27 protein-coding genes and 1 pseudogene are annotated in these 21,969 nt (G+C 72.8%); 20 read left to right on the top strand and 8 right to left on the bottom strand.

Annotated elements, in window-relative coordinates; genetic code table 11:
• Together AC1DUE_RS01690 and AC1DUE_RS01685 are read left to right on the top strand one after the other, a co-directional pair.
• Positions 1-462, top strand: coding sequence for a Rieske (2Fe-2S) protein (locus AC1DUE_RS01690; RefSeq protein WP_477037645.1), 462 nt, complete (start codon positions 1-3; stop codon positions 460-462).
• A 131-nt stretch (positions 463-593) separates the two neighbouring features.
• Positions 594-1,547, top strand: a complete 954-nt coding sequence (locus AC1DUE_RS01685) for a threonine ammonia-lyase (RefSeq protein ID WP_477037644.1) — start codon at positions 594-596, stop codon at positions 1,545-1,547.
• Positions 1,548-1,572: 25 nt separating this feature from the next.
• On the opposite strand, the gene AC1DUE_RS01680 is transcribed toward AC1DUE_RS01685, so the two are convergent.
• Entirely contained in the window at positions 1,573-2,361 is a 789-nt protein-coding gene (locus tag AC1DUE_RS01680; protein ID WP_477037643.1) for an alpha/beta hydrolase, read from the bottom strand.
• A gap of 3 nt (positions 2,362-2,364) precedes the next feature.
• Positions 2,365-2,517 carry a hypothetical protein gene (locus tag AC1DUE_RS01675; RefSeq protein WP_477037642.1) on the bottom strand — a complete coding sequence of 51 codons (153 nt, stop codon included), beginning with the start codon at positions 2,515-2,517 and terminating at the stop codon, positions 2,365-2,367.
• Between the two features lie 63 nt (positions 2,518-2,580).
• Here AC1DUE_RS01675 and AC1DUE_RS01670 point away from each other — a divergent pair, with 63 nt between their 5' ends.
• The 5 genes and pseudogenes from AC1DUE_RS01670 to AC1DUE_RS01650 all read left to right on the top strand — a co-directional run bounded on the left by AC1DUE_RS01670 (position 2,581) and on the right by AC1DUE_RS01650 (position 7,027).
• Positions 2,581-3,093 (top strand): N-acetyltransferase family protein, encoded by a 513-nt coding sequence (locus AC1DUE_RS01670; protein ID WP_477037641.1) that lies wholly within the window; start codon positions 2,581-2,583, stop codon positions 3,091-3,093.
• A 62-nt stretch (positions 3,094-3,155) separates the two neighbouring features.
• Complete coding sequence (locus AC1DUE_RS01665; protein WP_477037640.1) at positions 3,156-4,757, top strand: FAD-dependent oxidoreductase; 1,602 nt, start codon at positions 3,156-3,158, stop codon at positions 4,755-4,757.
• Positions 4,758-4,809: 52 nt separating this feature from the next.
• Positions 4,810-5,750, top strand: a pseudogene (locus AC1DUE_RS01660) (carbon-nitrogen hydrolase family protein).
• Positions 5,751-5,811: 61 nt separating this feature from the next.
• A complete protein-coding gene (locus AC1DUE_RS01655) occupies positions 5,812-6,483 on the top strand; it encodes a DUF998 domain-containing protein (protein ID WP_477037639.1) in 672 nt (223 codons plus the stop codon).
• Between the two features lie 91 nt (positions 6,484-6,574).
• Complete coding sequence (locus AC1DUE_RS01650) at positions 6,575-7,027, top strand: GNAT family N-acetyltransferase (RefSeq protein WP_477037638.1); 453 nt, start codon at positions 6,575-6,577, stop codon at positions 7,025-7,027.
• On the opposite strand, the gene AC1DUE_RS01645 is transcribed toward AC1DUE_RS01650, so the two are convergent.
• Positions 7,002-7,658 carry a TOPRIM nucleotidyl transferase/hydrolase domain-containing protein gene (locus tag AC1DUE_RS01645; RefSeq protein WP_477037637.1) on the bottom strand — a complete coding sequence of 219 codons (657 nt, stop codon included), beginning with the start codon at positions 7,656-7,658 and terminating at the stop codon, positions 7,002-7,004. The two genes, AC1DUE_RS01650 and AC1DUE_RS01645, sit on opposite strands and share 26 nt — an antisense overlap.
• A gap of 73 nt (positions 7,659-7,731) precedes the next feature.
• Between AC1DUE_RS01645 and AC1DUE_RS01640 the strand changes: the two genes are divergently transcribed.
• Positions 7,732-8,412 carry a pyridoxine/pyridoxamine 5'-phosphate oxidase gene (locus tag AC1DUE_RS01640; protein ID WP_477037636.1) on the top strand — a complete coding sequence of 227 codons (681 nt, stop codon included), beginning with the start codon at positions 7,732-7,734 and terminating at the stop codon, positions 8,410-8,412.
• Position 8,413: 1 nt separating this feature from the next.
• Here the strand turns inward: AC1DUE_RS01640 and AC1DUE_RS01635 are convergent, their stop codons facing one another.
• Together AC1DUE_RS01635 and AC1DUE_RS01630 are read right to left on the bottom strand one after the other, a co-directional pair.
• Positions 8,414-8,809, bottom strand: coding sequence for a VOC family protein (locus tag AC1DUE_RS01635; RefSeq protein ID WP_477037635.1), 396 nt, complete (start codon positions 8,807-8,809; stop codon positions 8,414-8,416).
• 40 nt (positions 8,810-8,849) lie between these two features.
• The gene (locus tag AC1DUE_RS01630) at positions 8,850-9,932 is read right to left on the bottom strand and encodes a LacI family DNA-binding transcriptional regulator (RefSeq protein ID WP_477037634.1); all 1,083 of its coding nucleotides are present in this window, start codon (positions 9,930-9,932) and stop codon (positions 8,850-8,852) included.
• A 153-nt stretch (positions 9,933-10,085) separates the two neighbouring features.
• On the opposite strand from AC1DUE_RS01630, the gene AC1DUE_RS01625 reads away from it, so the two are divergent.
• From AC1DUE_RS01625 to AC1DUE_RS01580, 10 genes are all read left to right on the top strand, one after another.
• Positions 10,086-11,690, top strand: coding sequence for a glycoside hydrolase family 6 protein (locus tag AC1DUE_RS01625; protein WP_477037633.1), 1,605 nt, complete (start codon positions 10,086-10,088; stop codon positions 11,688-11,690).
• A 154-nt stretch (positions 11,691-11,844) separates the two neighbouring features.
• Positions 11,845-12,243 carry an SRPBCC family protein gene (locus AC1DUE_RS01620; RefSeq protein ID WP_477037632.1) on the top strand — a complete coding sequence of 133 codons (399 nt, stop codon included), beginning with the start codon at positions 11,845-11,847 and terminating at the stop codon, positions 12,241-12,243.
• A 37-nt stretch (positions 12,244-12,280) separates the two neighbouring features.
• Complete coding sequence (locus tag AC1DUE_RS01615) at positions 12,281-12,754, top strand: GNAT family N-acetyltransferase (protein ID WP_477037631.1); 474 nt, start codon at positions 12,281-12,283, stop codon at positions 12,752-12,754.
• The gene (locus AC1DUE_RS01610; protein WP_477037630.1) at positions 12,754-13,356 is read left to right on the top strand and encodes an FMN-binding negative transcriptional regulator; all 603 of its coding nucleotides are present in this window, start codon (positions 12,754-12,756) and stop codon (positions 13,354-13,356) included. The genes AC1DUE_RS01615 and AC1DUE_RS01610 overlap by 1 nt, the downstream gene beginning before the upstream one ends.
• A 15-nt stretch (positions 13,357-13,371) precedes the next feature.
• Positions 13,372-13,869 (top strand): hypothetical protein, encoded by a 498-nt coding sequence (locus tag AC1DUE_RS01605; RefSeq protein ID WP_477037629.1) that lies wholly within the window; start codon positions 13,372-13,374, stop codon positions 13,867-13,869.
• 9 nt (positions 13,870-13,878) lie between these two features.
• Positions 13,879-14,172 (top strand): hypothetical protein, encoded by a 294-nt coding sequence (locus tag AC1DUE_RS01600; protein ID WP_477037628.1) that lies wholly within the window; start codon positions 13,879-13,881, stop codon positions 14,170-14,172.
• Positions 14,169-16,181, top strand: a complete 2,013-nt coding sequence (locus tag AC1DUE_RS01595) for a DNA/RNA non-specific endonuclease (protein WP_477037627.1) — start codon at positions 14,169-14,171, stop codon at positions 16,179-16,181. The genes AC1DUE_RS01600 and AC1DUE_RS01595 overlap by 4 nt, the downstream gene beginning before the upstream one ends.
• Positions 16,159-16,629 (top strand): hypothetical protein, encoded by a 471-nt coding sequence (locus tag AC1DUE_RS01590; protein WP_477037626.1) that lies wholly within the window; start codon positions 16,159-16,161, stop codon positions 16,627-16,629. The genes AC1DUE_RS01595 and AC1DUE_RS01590 overlap by 23 nt, the downstream gene beginning before the upstream one ends.
• A gap of 198 nt (positions 16,630-16,827) precedes the next feature.
• Complete coding sequence (locus tag AC1DUE_RS01585) at positions 16,828-17,901, top strand: hypothetical protein (RefSeq protein WP_477037625.1); 1,074 nt, start codon at positions 16,828-16,830, stop codon at positions 17,899-17,901.
• A 91-nt stretch (positions 17,902-17,992) separates the two neighbouring features.
• Entirely contained in the window at positions 17,993-18,178 is a 186-nt protein-coding gene (locus tag AC1DUE_RS01580) for a hypothetical protein (RefSeq protein ID WP_477037624.1), read from the top strand.
• On the opposite strand, the gene AC1DUE_RS01575 is transcribed toward AC1DUE_RS01580, so the two are convergent.
• Positions 18,175-18,618, bottom strand: coding sequence for an NINE protein (locus AC1DUE_RS01575; protein WP_477037623.1), 444 nt, complete (start codon positions 18,616-18,618; stop codon positions 18,175-18,177). The genes AC1DUE_RS01580 and AC1DUE_RS01575 overlap by 4 nt on opposite strands.
• Before the next feature lie 83 nt (positions 18,619-18,701).
• On the opposite strand from AC1DUE_RS01575, the gene AC1DUE_RS01570 reads away from it, so the two are divergent.
• Entirely contained in the window at positions 18,702-19,457 is a 756-nt protein-coding gene (locus AC1DUE_RS01570) for a DinB family protein (RefSeq protein ID WP_477037622.1), read from the top strand.
• 144 nt (positions 19,458-19,601) lie between these two features.
• Positions 19,602-20,759 carry a peptidoglycan-binding domain-containing protein gene (locus tag AC1DUE_RS01565; protein WP_477037621.1) on the top strand — a complete coding sequence of 386 codons (1,158 nt, stop codon included), beginning with the start codon at positions 19,602-19,604 and terminating at the stop codon, positions 20,757-20,759.
• Between the two features lie 75 nt (positions 20,760-20,834).
• Here the strand turns inward: AC1DUE_RS01565 and AC1DUE_RS01560 are convergent, their stop codons facing one another.
• A complete protein-coding gene (locus tag AC1DUE_RS01560) occupies positions 20,835-21,362 on the bottom strand; it encodes a GNAT family N-acetyltransferase (RefSeq protein WP_477037620.1) in 528 nt (175 codons plus the stop codon).
• Entirely contained in the window at positions 21,362-21,961 is a 600-nt protein-coding gene (locus AC1DUE_RS01555; protein WP_477037619.1) for a dihydrofolate reductase family protein, read from the bottom strand. Before AC1DUE_RS01555 ends, AC1DUE_RS01560 begins: the two co-directional genes overlap by 1 nt.
• Between the last annotated feature and the right edge of the window lie 8 nt (positions 21,962-21,969).

The raw sequence follows: 21,969 nt of genomic DNA, 5'->3' as shown, positions 1-21,969 counted from the left end.
ATGACCGGGTCTGAGGTCAGTCGCCGCTCGGTCCTCGAGGGGACCGGCGTCGCGCTCGCGGCCGGAGCGGCGGGCTACCTCGGCTTCGTGGCGCTCGGGCCGGCACCCACGAGCGACGACTCCGGCAGCGACGACTACCCGGGCACCGAGGACAGCTCGGGGAAGGGCAAGGGCTCCGGCCCGCTGGCATCGATCGACGACGTGCCCGACGGCGGCGGCCTCGTGCTCCCCGACGAGAAGCTGGTGCTGACCCGCGACGGCACGACCGTCCACTGCTTCGACGCGGTGTGCACCCACCAGGGATGCCTCGTCGGCGGCGTGAGCGGCGGCGTGATCCGGTGCCCCTGCCACGGCAGCGGCTTCGACGCCACCACGGGCCAGGTCGTCCAGGGGCCCGCGACCGAGCCGCTCGAGGCGGTCGACGTCGAGGTCACGGACCAGGGCGAGGTGGTGCGCGCATGAAGCCGTTCTGGCAACGGTTGCCGACCCTGGTGTGGATCGCCGCCGCCGCCGCGACCGCCGGCGCGCTGCTGGCAGGGCTGCGCGGTTGAGACGCTGCCGAGGAGTCGTGGCCGAGCGCGCGGGAGGTTCCCGTGCGGCTCGAGCTTGACCGGATCGTTCGTGCCCGCAGCCAGATCAGCCCGCTGTTCCTCGACACCCCGCAGTACGAGTGCGAGCCGCTGAGCTCGGTGCTGGGCTGCCGTCTGGTCCTCAAGGTCGAGACCCTGAACCCGGTCCGCTCGTTCAAGGGCCGCGGGACGGAGACGGTGCTCGCCCGGCTCCTCGAGCGCGGGTCGGCGGACGCCGTCGTGTGCGCGAGCGCCGGCAACCTCGGTCAGGCGCTCGCGTTCGGCGGTCGGGCGCGCGGGATCGGCGTCACGGTCGTCGCCTCGTCGGCCGCCAACCCGCTGAAGCTGCGGCGGATGGAGGCCCTCGGCGCCACCGTGGTGCTCGTCGACGGCGAGATCGAGCGCGCCCTGGAGGTGGCCGTAGGGCTGGCCGACGAGACCGGCGCCTACCTGGTGGAGGACAGCAAGGACGTCGACACGTGCGAGGGCGCGGGGACGATCGGGCTCGAGCTCGCGGAGCACCCGGATCCCCTCGCCGCGGTCCTGGTCTCGCTGGGAGCGGGCGCGATGGCGTCGGGGGTCGGCCTCGCACTGAAGAGCCTGAGCACGGGCACCGAGGTGGTCTGCGTCCAGCCGGAGAACGCGCCCGCCATGACGCTCGCCCTGCGCGCCGGGGCACCGGTCGAGGTGGGCCGGCCCGACACGATCGCCGACGGTGTCGCCGGCCGGTACGTCATCCCTGAGGTGCTCGCCGACCTCCAGGAGGTCGTCGACGACGCCGTCCTGGTCTCCGAGGCGAGCATCGTCGAGGCGATGCGCCTCCTCCTCGGCCACGCCGGCCTGGTGGTCGAGCCGGCCGCTGCGCTGGGCGTCGCGGCGATCCTCGAGGGCGCCGGACGGTTCGACGGCAGGACCGTGGCGACGATCCTCTGCGGCAGCAACGTCGCGCCCGCCGACTTCGATCGCTGGACCCGATGAGGAGGACGGGACCGGTCGTCGCACCTCACGCGCCTGGGCGAGCCGTCAGCTCTCGGAACGCCGCGAGCGCCTCGTCGGCACGGCCGGTCCCGACGAACCCGTGCTCGGCTGCCTCCAGCTCGAGGAGGCGGCACTCCACGCCCGCACGCTCGCAGGCCTCGGCCAGCGCACGTGCCTCGGGCAGGAGCGAGTCCCGCGTCCCGACGACCACCACGGTGGGTGGCAGAGCCGCGGCGAGCCGGGACAGGCGCGGGGCATCGGCGAGATCGGTCACCTGCGCCCAGGCTCGGAAGGACCACGCGGACAGCTCCCGGTCGGGTCCGCCGGTCCGCTCGGTGTCGAAGGACGCCAGGGTGAGGTCCAGGTTGGGGTTCGTGAGCAGGAGACCCGCCAGCCGCCGGTCTAGCCGCGCGGCGGCGAGAGTCGCCACGGCACCGCCGGCGGAGTCTCCGCACAGGTACACGTCGGTCGCCCCGTCGCGTTCCAGGAGACGAACTCCGGCGAGGGCGTCGGTCACGGCGTCGTCGAGGGTGCCCTCCGGTGCGAGCCGGTAGTCGACCGAGACGACGACCGCGCCGAGCGTCCCGGCGAGCAGCCGGCAGTACCCGTCCTGCAGCTCCACGTCACCGAACAGCCCGTACCCGCCGTGCAGGAACACGACGGCGAGCCCGGTGGGCGCGACGTCGGGCGTGTAGCGGCGCATCGACGGCCCGTCCGGCGACAGGTCCTCCACCGAGCCCGCGAACGGGCGTCTCTGTCGAGCGACCGCGCGCTCGTGGGCCTCGCTCCGGAGGCGTGCGACATCGACCAGCACGCCTCAGTCTGCGACGGACCCGTGCATGCGCGCGAGCCAGTCCGTCAGCAGGGCCGCGGTCAGTCGCGGGTCGAGCGGCAGCGGGAGGCGGTGGTCCACCTGGACGCCGTGGAGCAGGACGAGGGCCGTTCCGGTGCCGCGCGAGGTGACGTGCATCCCGGCAGGCTAGGAGCCTCCGACATCGGCGGCGGGCGGACCGGACCGGCAGGAAGGAGCCAGATGACAGCGGGAGAACACGTGGTCGTGCGCGACGCCCGGCCCGAGGACGTCGCGGGCATCTGCGGCTTCGGCGAGGCGCACGTGCGGCCGCACTACGCGCCGCTGATCGGCGCCGAGGCAGCGGACGCGCAGGTCCGGCTGTGGTGGAGCGAGGAGCAGGTCGCGGCCGCGGTCGGCGCGGGGCTGGTGGTCGTCGCCGTGTCGGAGGAGGGGATTGTCGGCGTCGCCCAGCGCGGGCGCGACGGCGCCGACCACGTCGTCTACAAGCTCTACGTCGCGCCGCGCCTGCGAGGTCGAGGCGTAGGCCCGCAGCTCGTGGACGCCCTGGTGAGGCAGCTCCCAGCCGGCATCGACAGGTTGTACGTCGAGCACGTCGCGGCCAACGAGCGTGCGGCGGCTTTCTACGAGCGCGAGGGCTTCGTCGTGGAACGCGTCGACGCCGGCACGACGGGCGATCCGGCCCGGGCCGTGGTCTGGCGCGCGCGGGACCTGCGCGGGCCGGGCGCGGGCTAGCGGCGTGCGAGACCTGATCTGCGACGATGTCGACGTCCCGCGCCGCACCACGAAGAGGTCCCGTGATCCGCCCCGACGAGCTCACCGCGATCCCGCTGTTCGCCGACCTGACGCCCGAGCAGCTCGACCTCCTGGCCCGGTCGGTGGAGGACATCGCGCTGCTTCCGGGCGAGTTCGCGGTGCACGAGGGCGACGAGCGGGCGCTGTTCGTCGTCGTCGAGGGACTCGTCGAGCTCACCAAGAACGTGAACGGCGTCGAGCGCGTGATCGGGCCGCGCGGACCGGGCGAGCTGTACGGCGAGGTGCCGGTGATGCTCAGCATGAACATGCCCGCGAGCTGTGCGGCCGTCGAGCCGTCGCGGATCCTGCGGCTGGACGTCGGCACGTTCTTCACGCTGGCGGCGAGCGCCCCGCAGGTCGTCGCCACGGTGGGTGCGCTGGCCCAGGGCCGCATGGAGGGGCTCAAGGAGATCGCGGCAGAGAAGCCGACCCCCGACATGGTGGTCCGGGGACGGTTGTCCGACCCGCGCGTGCACGACATCCGTACGTTCCTGCACCGCAACCGCATCTCGTCGGACACGGTGGAGAGCGCCGAGGCCGGGCCCGTCGTCGAGCTACCCGACGGTCGCGTCCTGGCGAACCCGACGATGCGCGAGATCGCGCTCGCGGGCGGGCTGTCGGTGGTCCCGACGACCGACGAGTACGACGTGGTGATCGTCGGCGGCGGGCCGACCGGGCTCACGGCGGCGGTCAACGGCGCGGCCGAAGGGCTGCGCACCCTCGTCGTCGAGAAGTTCGCGCCGGGCGGCCAGGCCGGCACCTCGACGCGCATCGAGAACTACACCGGCTTCCCGTTCGGCGTCTCGGGCGACGAGCTCGCGAGCAAGGCGCTGCGGCAGGCGCAGCGGCTGGGCGCGGAGATCGTCGTGACCCGGTCGATCGAGGGGATCGAGCCCGATGGGCACATCCTCACCCTCGACGGGGGCACGCGGGTCGGCGCGAAGGTCGTCGTCCTGACGTCGGGCGTCGAGTGGCGGCACGTCGCGATCGACGAGATCGACCGCTTCGTCGGCAAGGGCGTGTACTACGGGGCGGCGCGCAGCGACTCCGGGCTCGCGCACGGCAAGGACGTCGTGATCATCGGGGCGGGCAACTCCGCGGGGCAGGCGGCGCTGTTCTTCTCGCGGTACGCGCGGTCCGTGACGCTCGTGGTGCGGGGCGAGTCGCTCGAGGCGAGCATGTCGACCTACCTGATCGAGCAGATCGCGTCCCACCGGCGCATCACGGTCGAGACGCGGTCGGAGGTGGTCGCGCTGCGCGGTGCCGACGGGCTGGAGCGGATCGACGTCGCCGACCGGCGCACGGGCGCCGTGGACGAGCGGGAGATCGAGGTCCTGTTCGTGATGATCGGCGCGGACGCCGTCACGTCCTGGCTTCCCGACGAGGTCGCGCGCGACGAGAACGGCTACGTGCTGACGGGTGCGGACGCCCGTGCCGGCGGCCGCTGGGCGCTGGCACGGGACCCGTTCGCGCTGGAGACGACCGTGCCGGGCATCTTCGCGGCCGGCGACGTGCGGTCGGGCTCGGTCAAGCGGGTGGCCGCCGGGGTCGGCGAGGGCGGCATGGTGATCGCGTTCGTCCACCAGTACCTGGCCCTCACGTAGCCGACGCACCCGCGAGTACGTTGGTCGGACAGGGTCCGAGGAGGTGCCGACCATGGCTCTCACGCGAGTGGCGGCGGTCCAGGCCGCGTCCGTGCTGATGAACCAGCAGGCCTGCCTGGAGAAGGCGGTGCTGCTGATCGAGCGGGCAGCGTCCGAGGGCGCCCGCATCGTGGTGTTCCCCGAGGTCTTCATCCCGGGCACCCCCATCTGGATGGACTCGAGACCCATCTGGGACGGCGACGAGGACTGGTTCGCCCTCCTCGTCGACCAGGCGGTCGTCGTTCCCGGCCCGGTGACCGACGCGCTCGGCGCCGCTGCGAAGGCCGCGGACGCGTACGTCGTCATCAACGTCGAGGAGCGTGAGCAGCACGGGTCGACGATCTACAACACGACCCTCTACCTCGGTCCCGACGGGAGCCTGCTCGGCAAGCACCGCAAGCTCGTGCCGACCGGGTCGGAGCGCACCGTCTGGGGGATGGCGACGGCTCGACGCTGCCGGTCGTCGACACACCGTTCGGCCGGCTCAGCGGCCTGACGTGCTGGGAGAACTACATGCCGTTGGCGCGCTTCTACCTCTACGCGCAGGGCGTCGACATCTGGACGGCTCCGACGCTCGCCGGTGGTGACGGCTGGGTGGCGACCCTGCGCCACATCGCGCGCGAGGGCCGCTGCTACGTCATCGGCGTCAACCCGTGCACGCACGTCGACCAGATCCCGTCCGACTTCCCGCACCGCGACCAGGTCTGGACCGTCAAGGACGGGGACGGCGGCTGGGTCGAACCCGGGAACAGCGTCATCGTCGGCCCGAACGGCGAGCTGCTCGCCGGTCCCGTCCGGCACGAGGAGGCCATCCTCACGGCGGAGATCGACCTGGCCCAGGTGCGTGCCGCCCGCCGGCTGTTCGACCCGGCCGGGCACTACAACCGACCCGACGTCTTCAGGCTCACCGTCGACACCCGCCCCCGACCGGCCTTCACGACCGGCGGCGACTAGCACCCGGGTCGGCCGGTGGGCCGCGCGAGCCGACAGGCCCGCGCTCGGGGAGGATGCCCCTGTGCCTCTGCCCGACGAGCGACCGCTGCGCGCCGCGCCGATCGTCGTCGGCGTCTGCGCGGCGCTCCTCTACAGCAACTTCCTGCTCGACTGGGTGCTGCGCGGCTTCACGGGGATGGGCGAGGTGGTCAGCCTCCTGGAGGCGCCCGGACAGCCGAACGCGACGCTCCTGCGCGTGACCGACGTGATCTGCGCCGTGCTCGTCGTGAGCCTGCTGCCGGCCGTGCGGCGGCGACTTCCGTCGGGTGTCTGGCGGGAGGTGTTCGTCGGCGGGACCCTCGTCTTCGCGCTCGGCGCGGCGCTGGCCGCGGTCGTGGCGACCTCCTGCGGGTCGGGCATCCCGTGCGACGGGTCGGGCGAGGAGCTGGCGAAGGGCGTGCACGAGGCCAGCAGCATCGTCTCGGACACGGCGCTGTACGTCGGTGCGGCCGCGGCGTGGCTGTCGGTCCGGGTGCTCGGGCCGGCGTGGTTCAAGCGGGTGGCCTGGTGGTTCGTGTGGATCGGCGGTCTCGCGTCGACCCTCGTGTTCGCCTGGTTCCACAGCACCGAGGACCCCGCGTGGGCGGTGGGCGCGAGCCAGCGGGTGCACATCGCCTGCATCAGCGGCTGGATCCTGTGCCTCGGCCTGCTCGCGGCCCACCCGCCGCGGACGGATGGTCCCGGGCACGGCTGATCTGCGAGGCTGACGGCACCTGGGGAGGGAGCTGGAGATGGCGGCGGTGGAGCACGTGCGGGCGTGAGCCGTGACGCAGGACGATGAGGTCATGACGATCTCCTGGACGAAGCGCCTCGGCCCCGGGGACGAGGAGCACGCTCGGGAGATGTTCGCCCTGATGGCGGCGGCGTTCGAGGAGGGCGCCGAGCCGCTGGGCGACGAGTACCTGGACGGGCTGCTGGCCTCGGGCGCGTTCTGGGCGGTGGCGGCGTTCGAGGGTGGACGCGTGGTCGGCGGGATCACCGCGCACACGATCCCGATGACCCGCTCGCCGTCGGCGGAGCTGTTCGTCTACGACCTGGCCGTGCACGAGGGCTTCCGACGGCACGGCGTCGGTCGCTCGCTCGTCGTGGCACTGCGCGGGCTGGCGGCCGAGGCGGGGATCACGGAGGTCTTCGTCCCGGCCGACGAGGAGGACACCCACGCCCTGGAGTTCTACCGCTCGCTCGGCGCGAGCGAGTCACCCACCTCGTTCTTCAGCTGGGGCTCGGGGCCGGTCTGAGCGCGACGGAGAGCAGCGCGTCGAGAGGGCGCGGCAGGGTGTCCCGGCGCACAGCCTCCTGCGTCAGCAGCCGCGCGTAGCGGAGCTTGCGGCGTGCGGCGCTGCCGAGGAACCGCCGCAGCTGGGCGTCGACCTCCCGGTCCCGCCAGGCCGGCTGGTGCTGCAGCGAGCGGAACGACCCGAGGTCGCCCTGCGACTCCAGCAGCGCCTCGACGCCGCCGACCCCGACGGCCCGGATCAGCTCGTCCTCCAGGTCCTCGACGCAGACGAACAGCCCGAGGTGCTCGACGGCGGTCAGCGCGTCCCGGAAGATGCCCTGCTCGCGCTCGTCGCACAGGCAGGCCAGCCGCGCCGGGGTGCGGAGCCGGCCCAGGAACCCGTGGACGGCGTGGGCCCCGCCGATCGGGACGACGACCACCCCGTCCGCGGCGAGGCTCCGACCGCGACTCGCCGCGGCCGTCTCCACCGCGATCTGGTCGCTGATGCCCTCGACGACCACCACGACGTCGGCGCCGTCGGCTCTCGCCCAGGCCTCCGCGGTCGCGCGCTGCGGAGCGTCGGGACCGTGCTCGTACCCGTCGAGCGCCCGGCGCGCGAGCTCGCTGCGTCCCGCGGTGCCCTGCCCAGCCATGGCTCGCATGGTCGTCCGAGCGGTGTGCCCCGACAACTCCTTATGCGCCGTCGTCCGGCTTAGGGTTTCGGCCATGAGCCACGTCGTGCACCAGGACTACCCGGGCGAGGGGTTGAGCGAGACCGACCTCGCGCCGACCCCGCTGCAGCAGGTGCGGGACTGGCTGGCCCAGGCGGAGGAGCGCGACGCGCGGCTCGGGGACGTCCCGTTCCCGACGGCGTTCGCGGTCGCGACCGTCGACGCCGCCGGCATGCCGAACGTCCGCACGGTCCTCCTGCGGTTCCTCGACGACGCCGGCCCCGGGTTCGTCACCGACCTCGGTTCCGCCAAGGGCACCGAGATCGCGGCCACCGGCGGCATCGCGGCCGCGCTGACCTGGCCGTCGATGTTCCGGGCCGTCCGGTTCCGCGGGCAGGCGGTCCCGCTTCCTCGCGACGAGGTCACCGAGTACTTCCGCGCGCGGCCGTGGGGGTCGCGGATCAGCGCCTGGGCGTCCGAGCAGTCCCGGCCGGTCGCGGACCGCTCGACGCTCGTCGCCGCCTTCGACGACTGCGCACGACGTTTTCCGGACACCGGCTCGCCCGACGACGTGCCCGTGCCCGACGGGTGGGGCGGCTGGCGGATCGACTGCTCCGAGGTCGAGCTCTGGGCCGGTCGACGCGACCGGCTGCACGACCGGCTGGTGTTCGTCCGCACGGGTCCGGGCGGTCTGGACGACGGGTCTGCGTGGGTCGTCGTCCGCCGCCAGCCGTGAGTCAGCCGAGGGCGTCGTCCGAAGTGAGCAGCACGACGTTGCCGTCGGGGTCGTCGACCATCGCCGCGTACGGGCCCGACGTCTGCTCGGGCGCCATCCGACCGTGGTACCCGGCGTCGGTCAGCTCGGCGTACTTCGCGTCCACCGCCCGGTCGTCGCCGAGGTAGAACTCGAGGAGCGCCTGGTAGCCGCCCGGGGCGGGGCGGGTGTGCGCCGGGTCGTAGCGGCGGGCGAAGACAGTGTCGAAGAAGAGGGTCACGCCGCTGCCCATGCGGTGCAGGACGAACGGCTTCTCGTCCTCGGTCGCCGGGATGTCGAGCCCGAGCAGCCGGTAGAAGCGCAGTGCGGTCGGCATGTCGCTGACGATCACGCCGAGCATGCTGAGCTGGATCTCCACGACCCCATGCTCCACCACCGACGGCTCACCGGCGCGACGGTCAGGTCGCGCCGGGCGCCGAGCCGCGGACGACCAGGCGGGTCGGCAGGATGATCGGCGTCGGTGAGTCCCCGTCGATCAGCCGCACCAGCATGGTGGCCATCTCGTGGCCGAGCCCGCGGATCGGCTGGCTGACGGTCGTGAGCGCCGGCTCGGTGTGGCGCGCGATCTCCAGGTCGTCGAAACCGACGACGGCGACGTCCTCGGGGACGCGGCGGCCGGCGGACCGCAGTGCGCGCAGGGCACCGGCCGCCATGTTGTCGGACGCGGCGAACACGCCGTCGATCTCGGGGTGCGCTGCCAGCAGTCGCGCCATCGCCGCGGAGCCGCCCTCGAACGTGAAGTCTGCGTGCTCGACCCAGTCCGAGGGGAGGTGCTCGACCGCCAGGGCGTCGGCGAACCCCTGGTACCGGGCCACCGATGCCTGCAGATCTGCCGGCCCGGCGATCGTGGCGAGGCGGCGACGCCCCGACCTCAGCAGGTGCTCCGCGGCGAGGCGCGCGCCCCCGCGGTTGTCGACGTCGACGTACCACCGGGCGTCCGCATCGAACGGGCGGCCCCCGAGGACCACCGGCAGGTCGGTCGCGGCAGCCACCCGGTTCAGCGGGTCATCCCTGCGCAGGGCCATCAGCATCACCCCGTCCGACCGGCGGGACCGCAGCAGCCGCTCGAGCCGTGCCTGGCCCCGCTCCGAGGACGCCAGCATCAGCGTGAGGTCCAGCTCCGACCTGTCGAGCGCCGCAGCCACACCCACGAGAACCTGGGAGAAGAACGGATCCCCGAACAGCGAAGGGTCGTCGTTGGAGACCGCGAGGACCACCGACCCGACGGTGCTCGTCGCCAGGGCACGGGCCGTCGCGTTGGGGACGTAACCCAGCTCGCTCGCCGCCCGCGCGACTGCCTCCCGCTTCGGCGCACTGACGTTGCGGGCGTTGTTCATCGCCCGCGACGCCACAGATCGCGAGACCCCGGCCCTGAGGGCGACCTCGTCGAGCGTCGCCACCCGGAACGCGGGCACCGGGCCGGGTTCGGGCGACCCCTCGCGACCCTGGTCCCCGGGACCAGCCGTCGTGGGGTCTGCCATGCCCCGAACCTTACCGGCGCACGCGTCGGTTCCGAGGCTGGAGCCGGCTGGCGCCCGCGGCGTTGACGTTCCGTGCCCGATGTGCGCAGAATGGCGTGGAAATAAATGGGAGCGCTTCCAGTTCCATCTGGTCAACGACGACTCAGGAGAGACATGCCCCGCACTCGCGCCCCGATGCGCCGCACGGCCCTGGCGGCGACCGCGACACTCGCGGTCTCGCTCACGATGCTCGCCCCCGCCCATGCGGCCGAGCCCGCCCCCCCGACGGGCACGACGTTCTACGCCGACCCGCACAGCACGACCCTGGAAGCCGCGCAGACCCTCAGCGGGCAGGCACGGGCCGACGCCCAGCTGCTCGGCAGCGTCCCGTCGGCGACCTGGTTCACCGGAGGTACGCCTCAGGAGGTGGGCGCCGACGTCGACCGGCTCGTCTCCGCCGCGTCGGCCGTCCACCAGCTGCCGGTCCTCGTCGCGTACAACCTGCCGTTCCGCGACTGCGCGCAGTACTCCGCCGGAGGAGCCGCGGACACCGCGGCATACGCCGCCTGGATCGACGGGTTCGCCGCCGGGATCGGCAACCGCTCGGCGACGGTGATCCTCGAACCCGACGGGCTCGGGATCATCCCCCACTACACGAACCTCGACGGTTCGATGGACTGGTGCCAGCCGGCCGAGGTCGACGCGGCGACGGCCACCGCGGCCCGGTTCGCCCAGCTCAACCACGCCGTGGACGTGCTCTCGGCTCTGCCCGACGTGAAGGTCTACCTCGACGGCACGTCGTCGGCCTGGCTGAACGTCGGTGAGATCAGCGACCGCCTGGTCAAGGCCGGCGTGCAGAAGGCCACCGGCTTCTTCCTCAACGCCTCGAACTACCAGTTCACCGAGAACGGCACGGCATACGGCACCTGGGTCTCGTCGTGCATCGCCTACGCCACCCAGGTGGTCCCCGGCGACTACGCCGGCTGCGGCAACCAGTACTGGAACGGCGGTCCGGCCAACGGCTGGCAGGGCACCGCGATGTCGCAGTACGGCCGGTGGACGCCGGACGCGACCGATCCCGCGCTGAGCACGGCGGGGATCGACTCGCGCTACGCCTCGATCCTCGGCGGCGTCCAGCCGACCGCCACGTTCGTGATCGACACGAGCCGGAACGCGCTGGGGCCGTGGCAGTACCCGCCGAACGTCTACCCGGCGCACGAGGACTGGTGCAACCCGCCCGACCGCGGGCTCGGCGCGCGCCCGACGACCTCGACCGGTTCCGCGCTCGTCGACGCCTACCTGTGGATCAAGGTACCGGGCGAGTCCGACGGCCAGTGCTTCCGTGGCACGGCCGGACCGCTCGACCCTGAGCGTGGCATCGCGGACCCCGCCGCCGGGCAGTGGTTCACGCAGCAGGCTCGCGAGCTCATCGCCCTCGCCGCTCCTCAGCTGGCACCGCTCACCTGCAACGTCAAGGTGGTCGGAACCAGCGTCGGCGGCCCGAAGAACCGCGGCTTCGTCGCGGCCCTCACGGTGGAGAACCGCGGGACGCAGCGACTGAGCCCGTGGCACCTGTCCTGGGAGTTCGAGGGCAACCAGCGGGTGCGGGCTGTCGTGGGCGGCTCGTTCGTCCAGTCCGGCAACGCGGTCACCGTCACGGCACCCCGAGCACTGCCGACGCTGGCGCCGGGCAAGAAGGCCACCCTGCTGGTGACCGGTTCCGGCGAGGCTCAGGCACCCCTGCAGTTCCGGCTCGACGGCCAGGCCTGCACGTCCTAGCCGGCACGACACAGCGAGGGGCCGGATGCGTGCATCCGGCCCCTCGCTGCGTCCCTGGCGGGCGCTCGCGACCGTCGAGCCGGTGGCCGCTGGTCGTCGTCGCGAACGTGCCGGTCCGGCCGCCGGAGCCGACCAGACGTGCCACGATCGCCGGGTGAGCACCGAGTCGCGGCACCTCAGCGTGTACATCGAGCGGTCTGTCGACGACGTCTACGCGTTCGTCTCCGACCCGGCCAACCTGCCTCGGTGGGCGCGCGGCCTCGGCGGCGACGTCGTCCGGACCGACGAGGGGTGGTTCGTCGAGACGCCCGACGGACGGGCGCGCGTCGAGTTCGCCGCCCAGAACCCGTTCGGGGTGCTCGACCACGAGGTCCGCACGCCGCTGGGTCAGACGGTGCACGTCCCGCTGCGCGCGCTCGCCGACGGCGACGGCTGCGAGGTCGTCTTCACGCTGCGCCGGGCGCCCGGCATGACCGACGACGAGCTCGAACGGGATGCGGTCCAGGTGACCGGCGACCTCGCGCAGCTCAAGCAGGTGCTCGAGCACGGCTGAGTTGGCACGGCCGCCCGGGCAGGCGAGCATGCTGCCCATGATCGCCGTCGACGACCCCCAGCGCCCCGACGTCCTCGCCCTGCTCGGGGAGCACCTCACGGACATGTTCGCCACGTCCCCGGCCGAGTCGGTGCACGCCCTGGACCCCACGGCCCTGTCGGCACCGGGCATCACGTTCTGGTCGGCCCGCGACGAGTCCGGCGACCTGCTCGGCTGCGCCGCGCTCAAGCAGCTGGCCCCGGCGGACGCCGAGCTCAAGTCGATGCGCACGACGGAGCAGGCGCGCGGACGCGGCGTCGGCACCGCCCTGCTCGCGCACGTGCTGGCGCACGCGACCGACCGCGGCTACCGGACCGTGCACCTGGAGACGGGGACGCAGGACTACTTCGCCGCTGCGCGCCGGCTGTACGAGCGTGCGGGTTTCGTCGCGTGCCCGCCGTTCGCCGACTACCGGCTCGACCCGAACAGCGCGTTCTACCGGCTCGACCTCACCCGGACGGAAGGACGCTGATGCGCCACACCCCGCGGTACCTGATGACCGACCCCGACGAGGTCCGGCGGCTGATCCGCAACCACCCCTGGGCCACGTTCGTCTCACCGGCGTCCGGCGGGCTCGTCGCGTCGCACTACCCCGCGCTCGTGGACGACGAGGCGGACGAGCTCACGATCATCAGCCACTTCGGGCGGCCCGACGAGGTGGAGCACGAGCTCGGGCAGCACGAGATCCTCGTGATCGTGCAGGGCCCGCACGACTACGTGTCGCCCAGCTGGTACGCGCCGGGAGACCTCGTCCCCACGTGGAACCACGTCACGGCCCACCTGTACGGCACCCCGGACGTCCTGTCCGACGACGAGAACTACGCGATGCTCGGCCGGCTCACCGACCACTTCGAGGGGCACCGCCCGGGCGGTCGCAGCCTCGCCGAGGACGAGGAGGGCACCCGTCGGATCGCGAAGGGGACCGTCGGCCTGCGCATGCGGGTGACCCGGTTCGAGGCCCGCGCCAAGCTCAGCCAGAACAAGCAGCCCGAGGTGGTCCGCAACGTCATCGAGCACCTCGAGCCGAGCAACCCCGAGCTCGCCGACGAGATGCGACGGCACGCCGGCGCCTGAGACTCGGGATGCCGGGTGTCCGTCCCGACCGGCATCATGGACCCGGACATCGACGACGAAGGGGGCCGCCGGATGGGACTCGCCGAGCAGCAGGAGCAGCTGGGCGTCGTGGCGCGCCGGTTCGCCGAGATCGCGCCCGCCGGCTGGGCGCGACTCGTCGGCAACTGGGAGGCGAGCCCGGTCGCCCCGGGCGAGGTGTCGCTGAACTGGATCACGACCGCGGTGGTCAACGGCGGCGACCGGTGGCTCTACGGTCAGGTCCCCTACGACGAGCCGCTCTACGACGCCGTCGCCGAGCTGAACGAGCTCTCCGCGCAGGAGGGCCCCGACCGCCGCTGGACCACCCTCGACCTTCTGCTCGACCCGGACGGCTCCGTGAAGCTGGACTTCGGCTACGAGACCCCGAAGCGCACGAACGGCATCCACGACGAGGAGTCCCTGGGCCGGTTCGAGACCTACCTGGACGTCTGGGTCGCGGAGCACGGGCGTGTCCCGGCGGCCCCGGCGACCTGAGGCGGCCCCGTGACCGGCGAGATCCCGAACCCGTACCTGGCTGCGCTGCGCAGCGCGCGCGCCCGGGCCAAGCCGGTCTCCGACGACCTGCGCGACGACCTCGACGCGGTGGTCCGCGCGATGGACGCGGGGGCGTGGGTCAGCCCGGTCGCCGACGACTTCTACACCGACCTGACCGGACACCGCCGCGCGCTGACGACGGCGGCGGACGGCGCGATGACGACCCTCGACCACGCGATCTCGTCGGAACCCGAGCAGGTCGAGCTCGGCGCCTGGCAGACCCGCTGGAGGAACCTGCGGTGAGCATCGCGTCGATCGACCTGCGGCAGCTCGACGCGATGGTGCGCGCGATGGAGACCGCGTCGTCCGACGTGTCGTCGCACCGCTCGTCGCTGAAGTACGGCCTCGAGAACGTGATGCTCTACGCCGAGGAGCTGAACCGGCTCGACGGGGTGCAGTCCTGGGTCGACGGGCAGCTGCCCGGGCTGCGTCGCCGGCTCGCGCTCGCGCGGTTCATCGAGTCGCAGGTGCCGGGGTTCCAGAACTTCGTGCAGCTCGACGAGGCGAAGCTCCCGACGGCCACGCCCCAGGAGGCGCAGGCCCGGGCCGACCGGGCCGCGGACCTCATCGACGACTACGACGACGGGGACCTGCCGCAGGAGCTCGTCGACCTGCTGAACGCGAACGCGACCGACCCGTACTTCGCGCACCAGCTGGCCACCCGGCTGTCCCCCGAGCAGGTCGCCGACCTCGTCATCAAGGCGTCCTCGACGCGCCGCGTCATGGCCGAGCAGAGCGGCATGAGCTCCGACATCAGCGACATCGAGGCGTTCGACGACGACTACGAGGCCGTGCTGACCGGTCTCGGGGTCACGTTCGGGACGGCGACCCAGGGCACGGGCGACCTGGCGCTGCCGCCCGGGTACGCGCAGCGGTGGTCGGCGGCGATCACCGAGGAGTACCCGAAGGTGCTGGGCCAGGCGAGCGCGCTCGGGCTGGTGATCTCGCGCGGGACGTTCTCGGCCCCCTTCCTGGAGACCGTCGCCTCCGACGTCTACGACTACGAGCGCAGCTACGACACGCGGGACATGTGGTACGACCGGTCGCACGGTCTGGGCGACGGCTTCGGCGCGATCGACCCGGTCCAGGGCGACGACGAGGGGGCCCCCACCGGCTACACCGAGACCTACGACCCGCTGGCCGGGATCATGGCCGCGGTCGGCCGCTCGCCCGAGGCCGCGCAGTGGCTGTTCAGCACCGGCGACACCGTGCACATCGAGGGCGGCGGCAAGTCGGCGGACGTCAACGCGTTCCTCAACTACGTGCTCGCGGAGCGGCGCTGGCCGGTCGACGACGGCGCCGGGTCGAACGCGGCCATCGCGGCGGCGATCACCCCGTTCGAGGGTGGCAGCACGATCAGCGCCTCGATCGCGACGGACACGCGCGAGGTCATCGACGTGATGGCCGCCGAGATCGAGGAGCGTCGCAAGAACGCGAACCCGGTCTCGGACATCGGCCACATGGTCCTCGACGGGCTGGGCCTGATCCCGTTCATCGGCGAGGGCGCGGACGCGATCAACGCGGTCTGGTACGCGGCCGAGGGCAACGTCATCGACGCGGGCCTGTCGAGCGCGTCGATGATCCCGTTCCTCGGCTGGGGTGCGGTGGGCGGCAAGTGGACGCGCCGCGCGCTCAAGGCCGAGGAGATCGCCGAGCTGATCGACCACGGGGTCGACGTCGACAAGCTGCTCTCGCTCGACGCGACCCTGTCGGTGGTGGCGCGCGCGGACGGCGTGCCGATCCCGCACCTGAAGTTCGACAACATGGACGCGTTCAACCGGGCCGCCAACGCCCCGCACCCGAACGCGATCTACGAGTTCAACGGGATGGCGTGGGAGACCGACGCCCTCGGCCGCACCAACAGCGTGAGCGGCAGCATGAAGCTCGGCGACGGCGGCCGCAACAGCACGCTGACCGCGACGATCGGCAACGAGGGGCTGCCCAACGACATCGGCTTCCACCTCGTCGCGGACTCGCTCGGCGGGCCGACGAACCGGCTCAACGTGCTGCCCGGCAACGGCAAGCCGTACGCCGGCAAGGTCAACCTGAACCAGGGCGACTGGGCCAGGATGGAGCGCAAGATCCGCGCGGCCCTGCGCGGGGAGGCGCCCGGCAACGTCGAGATCCACATCCAGCCGATGTACCGCGACACCAACGGGACCGCCCGACCGGACAGGTTCCTCGTCGACCTCAAGATCGACGGGGAGACCTTCAAGTACAACTGGACCAATGATGCCCAACCCCGAGGTTGACGACGCCCCCACGGTCGAGCTGACCCCCGAGCAGCGTGCGGTCGTCGAGCGGATCGCCACCGGCTTCCCGTCCTCGGCGCCCGCCGGGTGGCTGCGGATCGTCTCGCGCCAGGAGAGCACCTGGTCCGGGTCGAGCGCCGACATCGCGATGGTGGAGATCGTCGTCGTCGAGACGCCCGACGGCCTGGTGCAGCAGGACTACGACGCGCCGCGGGACCTGTTCTTCGTCGTCAGCGACCTGCTCGAGGAGCTCGCGTCGCAGTCCCCGACGGAGTCGATCACGTTCCTGCTCGTCGTCGACCGGGACGGGAGCTGGTCGGTGACGGTGACGCAGGACTCGCCCAAGCTGCTCGTGGGGATCCGCGACGAGTCGTCGTCGCGCCCCGTGCACGACTACCTGGAGCGCCACCGCACCGAGCTCGAGGAGCTGGCCGGGCGTCTGGGCTGACGTTGCACCCAGGGGCTCCAGTCGGAGCGTCCGTCGACCGATAGCCCCGAGGTGCATCCCGCGTCCGACGACCTCCCGCGTTCTCCGAGCGGGCGCGTACCGCAGTGGCTCGTCGACGAGCGAGCCGCCGCACAGCTGCCCCAGGTCGAGGCGCCGCGCCACCGCACCCGGCGTCCGCCCCGGCGCGGCCGCGGAGCCGTGATCACGCTCCTGGTCGCACTCCTCGCCGGTGCCTGGCTGCTGCGCGGGCACACCGACCAGCTGGTCACGGCGCTGTACGACCCCCAGATCCCGGTCATCGGCGAGGCCGGAGGCGGACCGGCCGAGGTGCCTGTGCCGTCGGCCGACGTGATCGCGCTCGCGGACGCCGCGTTCCTGTCCGACGAGGGCCGCGAGATCTTCTACGGCACCCGCCCCGAGATCCTCGATGCCGCCGCGTTCGCCGGTCGATGCAACGACGAGACGGCACCGCGGCTGGGCGCCGGCGGTCGGGTCGGCTGCTACCGGCCGGGCCTGGACGCCATCGTGGTCTACCGCCCGGCCGACCCGCGGGTGGCCGGGCAGGCCGTGGTCACCGCCGCGCACGAGACGCTCCACGCGGCGTGGGAGCGGCTGACCCCGGCGGAGCGCGACGAGCTCACGCCGCTTCTCGAGGCGGCCATCGCGGCGGTCCCCCCCGACGACAGCGTCCACGCCCAGGTCGCGGCGTCGGTCGGCGACCACCCGGAGAGCCGACCGACCGAGCTGTTCGCCTACCTCGGGACGCAGGTGCGCGGGCTGGACCCGGTCCTCGAGCAGACGTACCTGCGCTTCGTCGCGGACCGGGCGTCGCTCGTCGGCGTCTACGAGGACCTCGAGGCGCTCCTCGACGACCTGGCGGCCACCATCCGGATGTCCTCGGAGGCCCTGACCGAGACCGAGGTCGCGAACGCGCAGGCGCGGGCGCAGCTCACGGCGGACGTGTCGTCGCGGGACGTGTACCGGCAGACGTACCAGGCCAAGGTCGACGAGGTCGCCGCGATGTCGGCGGACGACCGGTCGCGGCTCCGGCTGTCCTGGGTGTGGTGGGACGGCACCGACCTGCCGATGGCACCGGCGCAGGACACCCTCGCGGCGGCCGCCGGTCTGCTCGCGCGCGACGACGCGGCCCTGGCCGGCCGCGACGCGACGCTCGCCGCGGCCGAGGCGTCGTCGGCGACGGAGCGTGCACGCATCGACGCGCTGATTGCTGACCTCGAGGGACTCGAGGATCAGCTCGGCGCGACGGGCTGAACGCCGCGTCGGTGGGTCCCGGTGGACGCGGCTTGACCGCGGCCCACCGCGCGGAGGACCGTGTCAGCGCGGACAACGAAGGGGGCCCGACATGGCGAAGGACTCGGCCAAGGGTGCCGGCGGCGGGGTCGTCTACGGATTCGGGTTCATCGGCGCGGCCGTCTACTACTTCCAGGACGCCGACACGTTCTGGGAGTTCGTGCTCGCGGTCCCGAAGGCCTTGATCTGGCCGGGCGTGCTCGTCTACGAGCTGCTCAAGAGCGTCTACGGCGGCTAGCCGCGCAGCGGTCGACCCCGCGCGTCGCGGGCGAACCGGCCTCGTCGCGACGCGAGGTAGAGCAGCCCCTCGGTGAACCCGACCAGGCAGACGACCAGCGTCGCGAGCCCGAGCGTGAAGAACCCACCGATGAAGAAGATCGCCAGCATCGTGAACCCGCGGCGGTAGTACCCGAGGTACATCCGGTGCAGCCCGAGGCCACCGAGGAACACCCCGAGCAGCCCGGCGAAGACGCGCGAGCGGATCCACACCCGCGGCTCGCGCACCCGCTTCGGGACCGGTACGGCGTCCTCGACGTCGGGCACCCGACCGGGCGGGTAGCGCACCGTGGCGGACAGCGGCGCGACCTCGTCGACCGGCGGGCGCGGCGGTATGCGCGTGATGACCGGACGCTCGAACCAGTCGTCGAGGTCCGCGGGACGGTCGATGAGGTCGGTCACGGGGGCTCCGTGGGGTGAGGGCGGTTGACGCCAGCCTAAGCCGGAATCCTCCCGATGTCAGACGTTGCTCCTAGCCTTGCCTCATGGAGCCGAAGGCGGTTTTCGACGACGTCGACCTCACGGGTGCGCAGTTCTCGATGGTGAACCTCACCGGCGCCACGTTTCGCTCGGTCGGGTTCCACGGCGTCGTCATGCGTGACGTCGAGATCTCGAACACGAGGATCGACGGCGAGTTCGAGAACCTCGTCCTCAACGGCGTCGACGTCGCTCCGCTCGTCGAGGCGGAGCTGGACCGGCGCTACCCCGAGCGCCCTGCGTTCCGGCCGACGACGGCCGACGGGTTCCGCGAGGCGTGGGCGATCGACGAGCGGATGTGGGCGCAGACGGTCGAGCGTGCGCGCCGGCTGCCGGAGGAGCGGCTGCACGAGTCCGTCGACGGCGAGTGGTCGTTCATCCAGACCCTGCGCCACCTCGCGTTCGCGTCCGAGTCCTGGGTGGGGCGCGCCGTCCTGGGTGACCCGCGCCCGTGGCACCCGATGTCGCTGCCGTGGGACCAGATGGCGCCGCGCGAGGGCGTGCCCCACGACCGGGACGCCCGTCCGTCGCTCGACGAGGCTCTCGCCCTGCGCCTCGAGGCCATGGCGCTCGTGCGGGGAGTCGTCGACGGCCTGACCGACGAGGCGCTGGACGTCGCGTGCGCCCCGCTCGTCGGTCCGGGGTGGCCGGACGAGGGCGACACGTTCACCGCCCGGCAGTGCCTGCGCGTCGTGCTCAACGAGGAGTGGTGGCACCGCCGGTACGCAGAACGCGACCTGACAGAGCTCGAGTCACGCGGCTGACCTGGAAGAACGGTCGAAACGGCGAATTCGCAGCAAACTCTGACGTTTCGGTCCGCTCACCCGCTACCGTCGCTCTCGGGGCACCGTCCCGAGGCCGTGCACACCGTCGTGCACCGCCACGTCGCGCGAGAGGGAGGGGCTCCTGTGGACGCCCGGACGAAGAAGCGATCTGCCCGGCTCGGCGCGGTCCTGGTCGCCGCCGCGCTGTTCCTCACGGCCGCCTGCACGAGCGGTTCGAACGATCCGGAGGAGACGCCGGAGTCCGAGCTGTCGCTCGCGCAGGCGAACCTGACCAAGAAGCAGGAGGCGCTCGACGCCGCCAACGCTGCGGCCTCGGATGCTGCCTCCGCCTTCTGCACGTCGGCGGAGTCGTACATCAGGGCGCTCGACCGCTACGGCGACCTGCTCAACCAGTCGGCCGTCACGGTCGGCGACGTCAAGAGCGGTGGCGCGGACCTCAAGGACCCCAGCACCGAGACCCAGGACGCAGCCACGACCGTGGTCAGCACCCGCGACGACGTCGCCGCCGCCCAGCAGGACGTCGCGGACGCGGAGGCCGCCGTGGCGGCAGCTGAGGCCAAGGAGGCCGGCGAGGAGCCGCCCGCCCCGGAGGACACCCCGACCCCGAGCGCGACGCCGATCCTCCCGGCGGCGACGGTGGACCGGGTCAAGCAGGCCGAGACGGACTTCACGTCGACGCAGGAGGGCATCTCCGACGACACCCCGCTGACCGAGGCGTCCGAGCAGTTCAACGCCGCCGTGGTGGCCCTCGAGATCTCCTGGATCCAGCTGTTCGCCCAGTCCGGCTGCCTGACCGACGAGCGGCAGGGTCAGGCCTCCGCCGTCATCGCCGACTACACGATCGCGCTCCAGCAGTCGCTCGCCGCCGCCGGCTACTACACGGGTCCGATCGACGGGATCTACGGCCCGCTGACGGTCCAGGCGGTCATCGACCTCCAGGCCGCGAACGGGCTGCCCCAGACGGGCACCGTGGACAAGGCCACCGACGCCGCGCTCCGGGCCCAGCTCGAGGCCGCCGGCGGGGCCGCCGCACAGGCGACCGCGATCACCACCGCAGCGCTGCAGCAGACACTCAAGCTCGCCGGGTTCTGGGACGGGCCGGTCGACGGGGTGTGGACGGACGAGCTGACGGCCGCGCTGGCCTCCGCGCAGACGACCCTCGGTGTCCCGCCCACGGGCGCGGTCGACGCGGCGACCATCGCGGCGTTCCAGGCGGCGCTGGCCGCCCTGCTCGAGCCGACGCAGTCCCCGGAGCCGGAGCCCACCCCCTCCGACGGCTGACCGTTCAGGCGAGGTGGCGTCGGACGACCGGCGCCACCTCGTCGGAACCCAGGGCGCGGGGCAGGTAGACGGTCGTCACAAAGCCCTGGCCATCTCGATCTCGGGGCCGATCGTGCTGGTGAACGCCACGCCCGAGGGAACGAAGCCGGCCCGTCGGTAGGCGCCCATCGCGCGGGCATTGTCGCGGTGGACGTCGAGCGTGAGCTCGGTGAAGTCCCGCGAACGGCACCAGTCCGCCGCAGCGTCGAGCAGGTCCGCGATGACCTCGGTGCCGCGGTGCGAGGGGCGCACGTAGACGCCGACGAGCAGGGCGCGGCTGCGCCCGATCGGCCGGCCGTGGTGGTCCTGCGCGCCGGCCCGCTGTACCAGGACCGTCACGGAGCCGACCCAGAGGTCGTCATCGATCGCGACGAGCTGCGCGGCGTCGTCGCCCAGCGCCGAGGCGGCGGCGCGACCCTGCCACAGCTCGTCGGGGAACGTGGCCGCGTGCTCGTAGGTGTCGAGGAAGGCGAGGTCGGCGTCGGGGTCGCGGAGCGCGTCGAGCCGGAGCGCGCGCGCCTGCGGCCACTCCTCGGCGCGGATCCGGCGGACGATCACCGGCATCAACGGACCACGTCGTAGACCAGGTGCGCGGCGTTCCGGGTCACCACCGTGGCGTCCTCGTCGAGGCGGAGCTCGACCCGCGGACCGCCGTCGAACAAGGGCGTCCCGGCGCCGAGCACCAGGGGAGCGACGTGCAGGTGGACGCGGTCGACGAGACCCTCGCGCAGCGCCTGACCGCACACGGACCCGCCGCCCATCACGACGGCGTGCTTGTCGCCCGCCGCGGCGACGGCCTGGTCGATCGCGTCGCGCAGGCCCGTCGTGACGATCGTCATCCGGTCGGTCAGCCGCACGTGCGCCGGCGCCTCGTGGGTCACGACGAAGCACGGCGGAGGGACCTCGCCCTGGTCGGCGCCGTAGTGCCGGTCGTCGTTCCACCCGCCCGGCCCGTCGACCACGTCGAACGTGTTGCGGCCCATCACGACGGCGCCCGTTGCCTCCGTCGCCGCGGACAGGATCCGCAGGTCCTCGGGGGTCCGGTCGCCGATCGCCCAGGCGTGCAGGGCCAGGCCGTCGTCGCCGAGCCCGTTGTCCGGCCCGGCGTTCGGTGCGGTCACGAAGCCGTCGAGCGAGATGGTGATGTCGAGGATCACTGCCATCCGTCGAC

It is taken from the genome of Cellulomonas sp. P4_A2 (assembly GCF_056402515.1).
Note: the sequence above shows the minus strand (reverse complement) of the source record. Positions and strands in the feature narration are given on the sequence as shown.

Excerpts from the sequence above, each read along its gene's own strand:
- AC1DUE_RS01555 (WP_477037619.1), bottom strand. The coding sequence starts at position 21,961 with ATGGCAGTGATCCTCGACATCACCATCTCGCTCGACGGCTTCGTGACC.
- AC1DUE_RS01580 (WP_477037624.1), top strand. The coding sequence starts at position 17,993 with ATGGCGAAGGACTCGGCCAAGGGTGCCGGCGGCGGGGTCGTCTACGGA.
- AC1DUE_RS01650 (WP_477037638.1), top strand. The coding sequence starts at position 6,575 with ATGACGATCTCCTGGACGAAGCGCCTCGGCCCCGGGGACGAGGAGCAC.
- AC1DUE_RS01625 (WP_477037633.1), top strand. The coding sequence starts at position 10,086 with ATGCCCCGCACTCGCGCCCCGATGCGCCGCACGGCCCTGGCGGCGACC.
- AC1DUE_RS01670 (WP_477037641.1), top strand. The coding sequence starts at position 2,581 with ATGACAGCGGGAGAACACGTGGTCGTGCGCGACGCCCGGCCCGAGGAC.
- AC1DUE_RS01690 (WP_477037645.1), top strand. The coding sequence starts at position 1 with ATGACCGGGTCTGAGGTCAGTCGCCGCTCGGTCCTCGAGGGGACCGGC.
- AC1DUE_RS01645 (WP_477037637.1), bottom strand. The coding sequence starts at position 7,658 with ATGGCTGGGCAGGGCACCGCGGGACGCAGCGAGCTCGCGCGCCGGGCG.
- AC1DUE_RS01560 (WP_477037620.1), bottom strand. The coding sequence starts at position 21,362 with ATGCCGGTGATCGTCCGCCGGATCCGCGCCGAGGAGTGGCCGCAGGCG.
- AC1DUE_RS01675 (WP_477037642.1), bottom strand. The coding sequence starts at position 2,517 with ATGCACGTCACCTCGCGCGGCACCGGAACGGCCCTCGTCCTGCTCCAC.
- AC1DUE_RS01570 (WP_477037622.1), top strand. The coding sequence starts at position 18,702 with ATGGAGCCGAAGGCGGTTTTCGACGACGTCGACCTCACGGGTGCGCAG.
- AC1DUE_RS01610 (WP_477037630.1), top strand. The coding sequence starts at position 12,754 with ATGCGCCACACCCCGCGGTACCTGATGACCGACCCCGACGAGGTCCGG.
- AC1DUE_RS01615 (WP_477037631.1), top strand. The coding sequence starts at position 12,281 with ATGATCGCCGTCGACGACCCCCAGCGCCCCGACGTCCTCGCCCTGCTC.
- AC1DUE_RS01640 (WP_477037636.1), top strand. The coding sequence starts at position 7,732 with ATGAGCCACGTCGTGCACCAGGACTACCCGGGCGAGGGGTTGAGCGAG.
- AC1DUE_RS01590 (WP_477037626.1), top strand. The coding sequence starts at position 16,159 with ATGATGCCCAACCCCGAGGTTGACGACGCCCCCACGGTCGAGCTGACC.
- AC1DUE_RS01630 (WP_477037634.1), bottom strand. The coding sequence starts at position 9,932 with ATGGCAGACCCCACGACGGCTGGTCCCGGGGACCAGGGTCGCGAGGGG.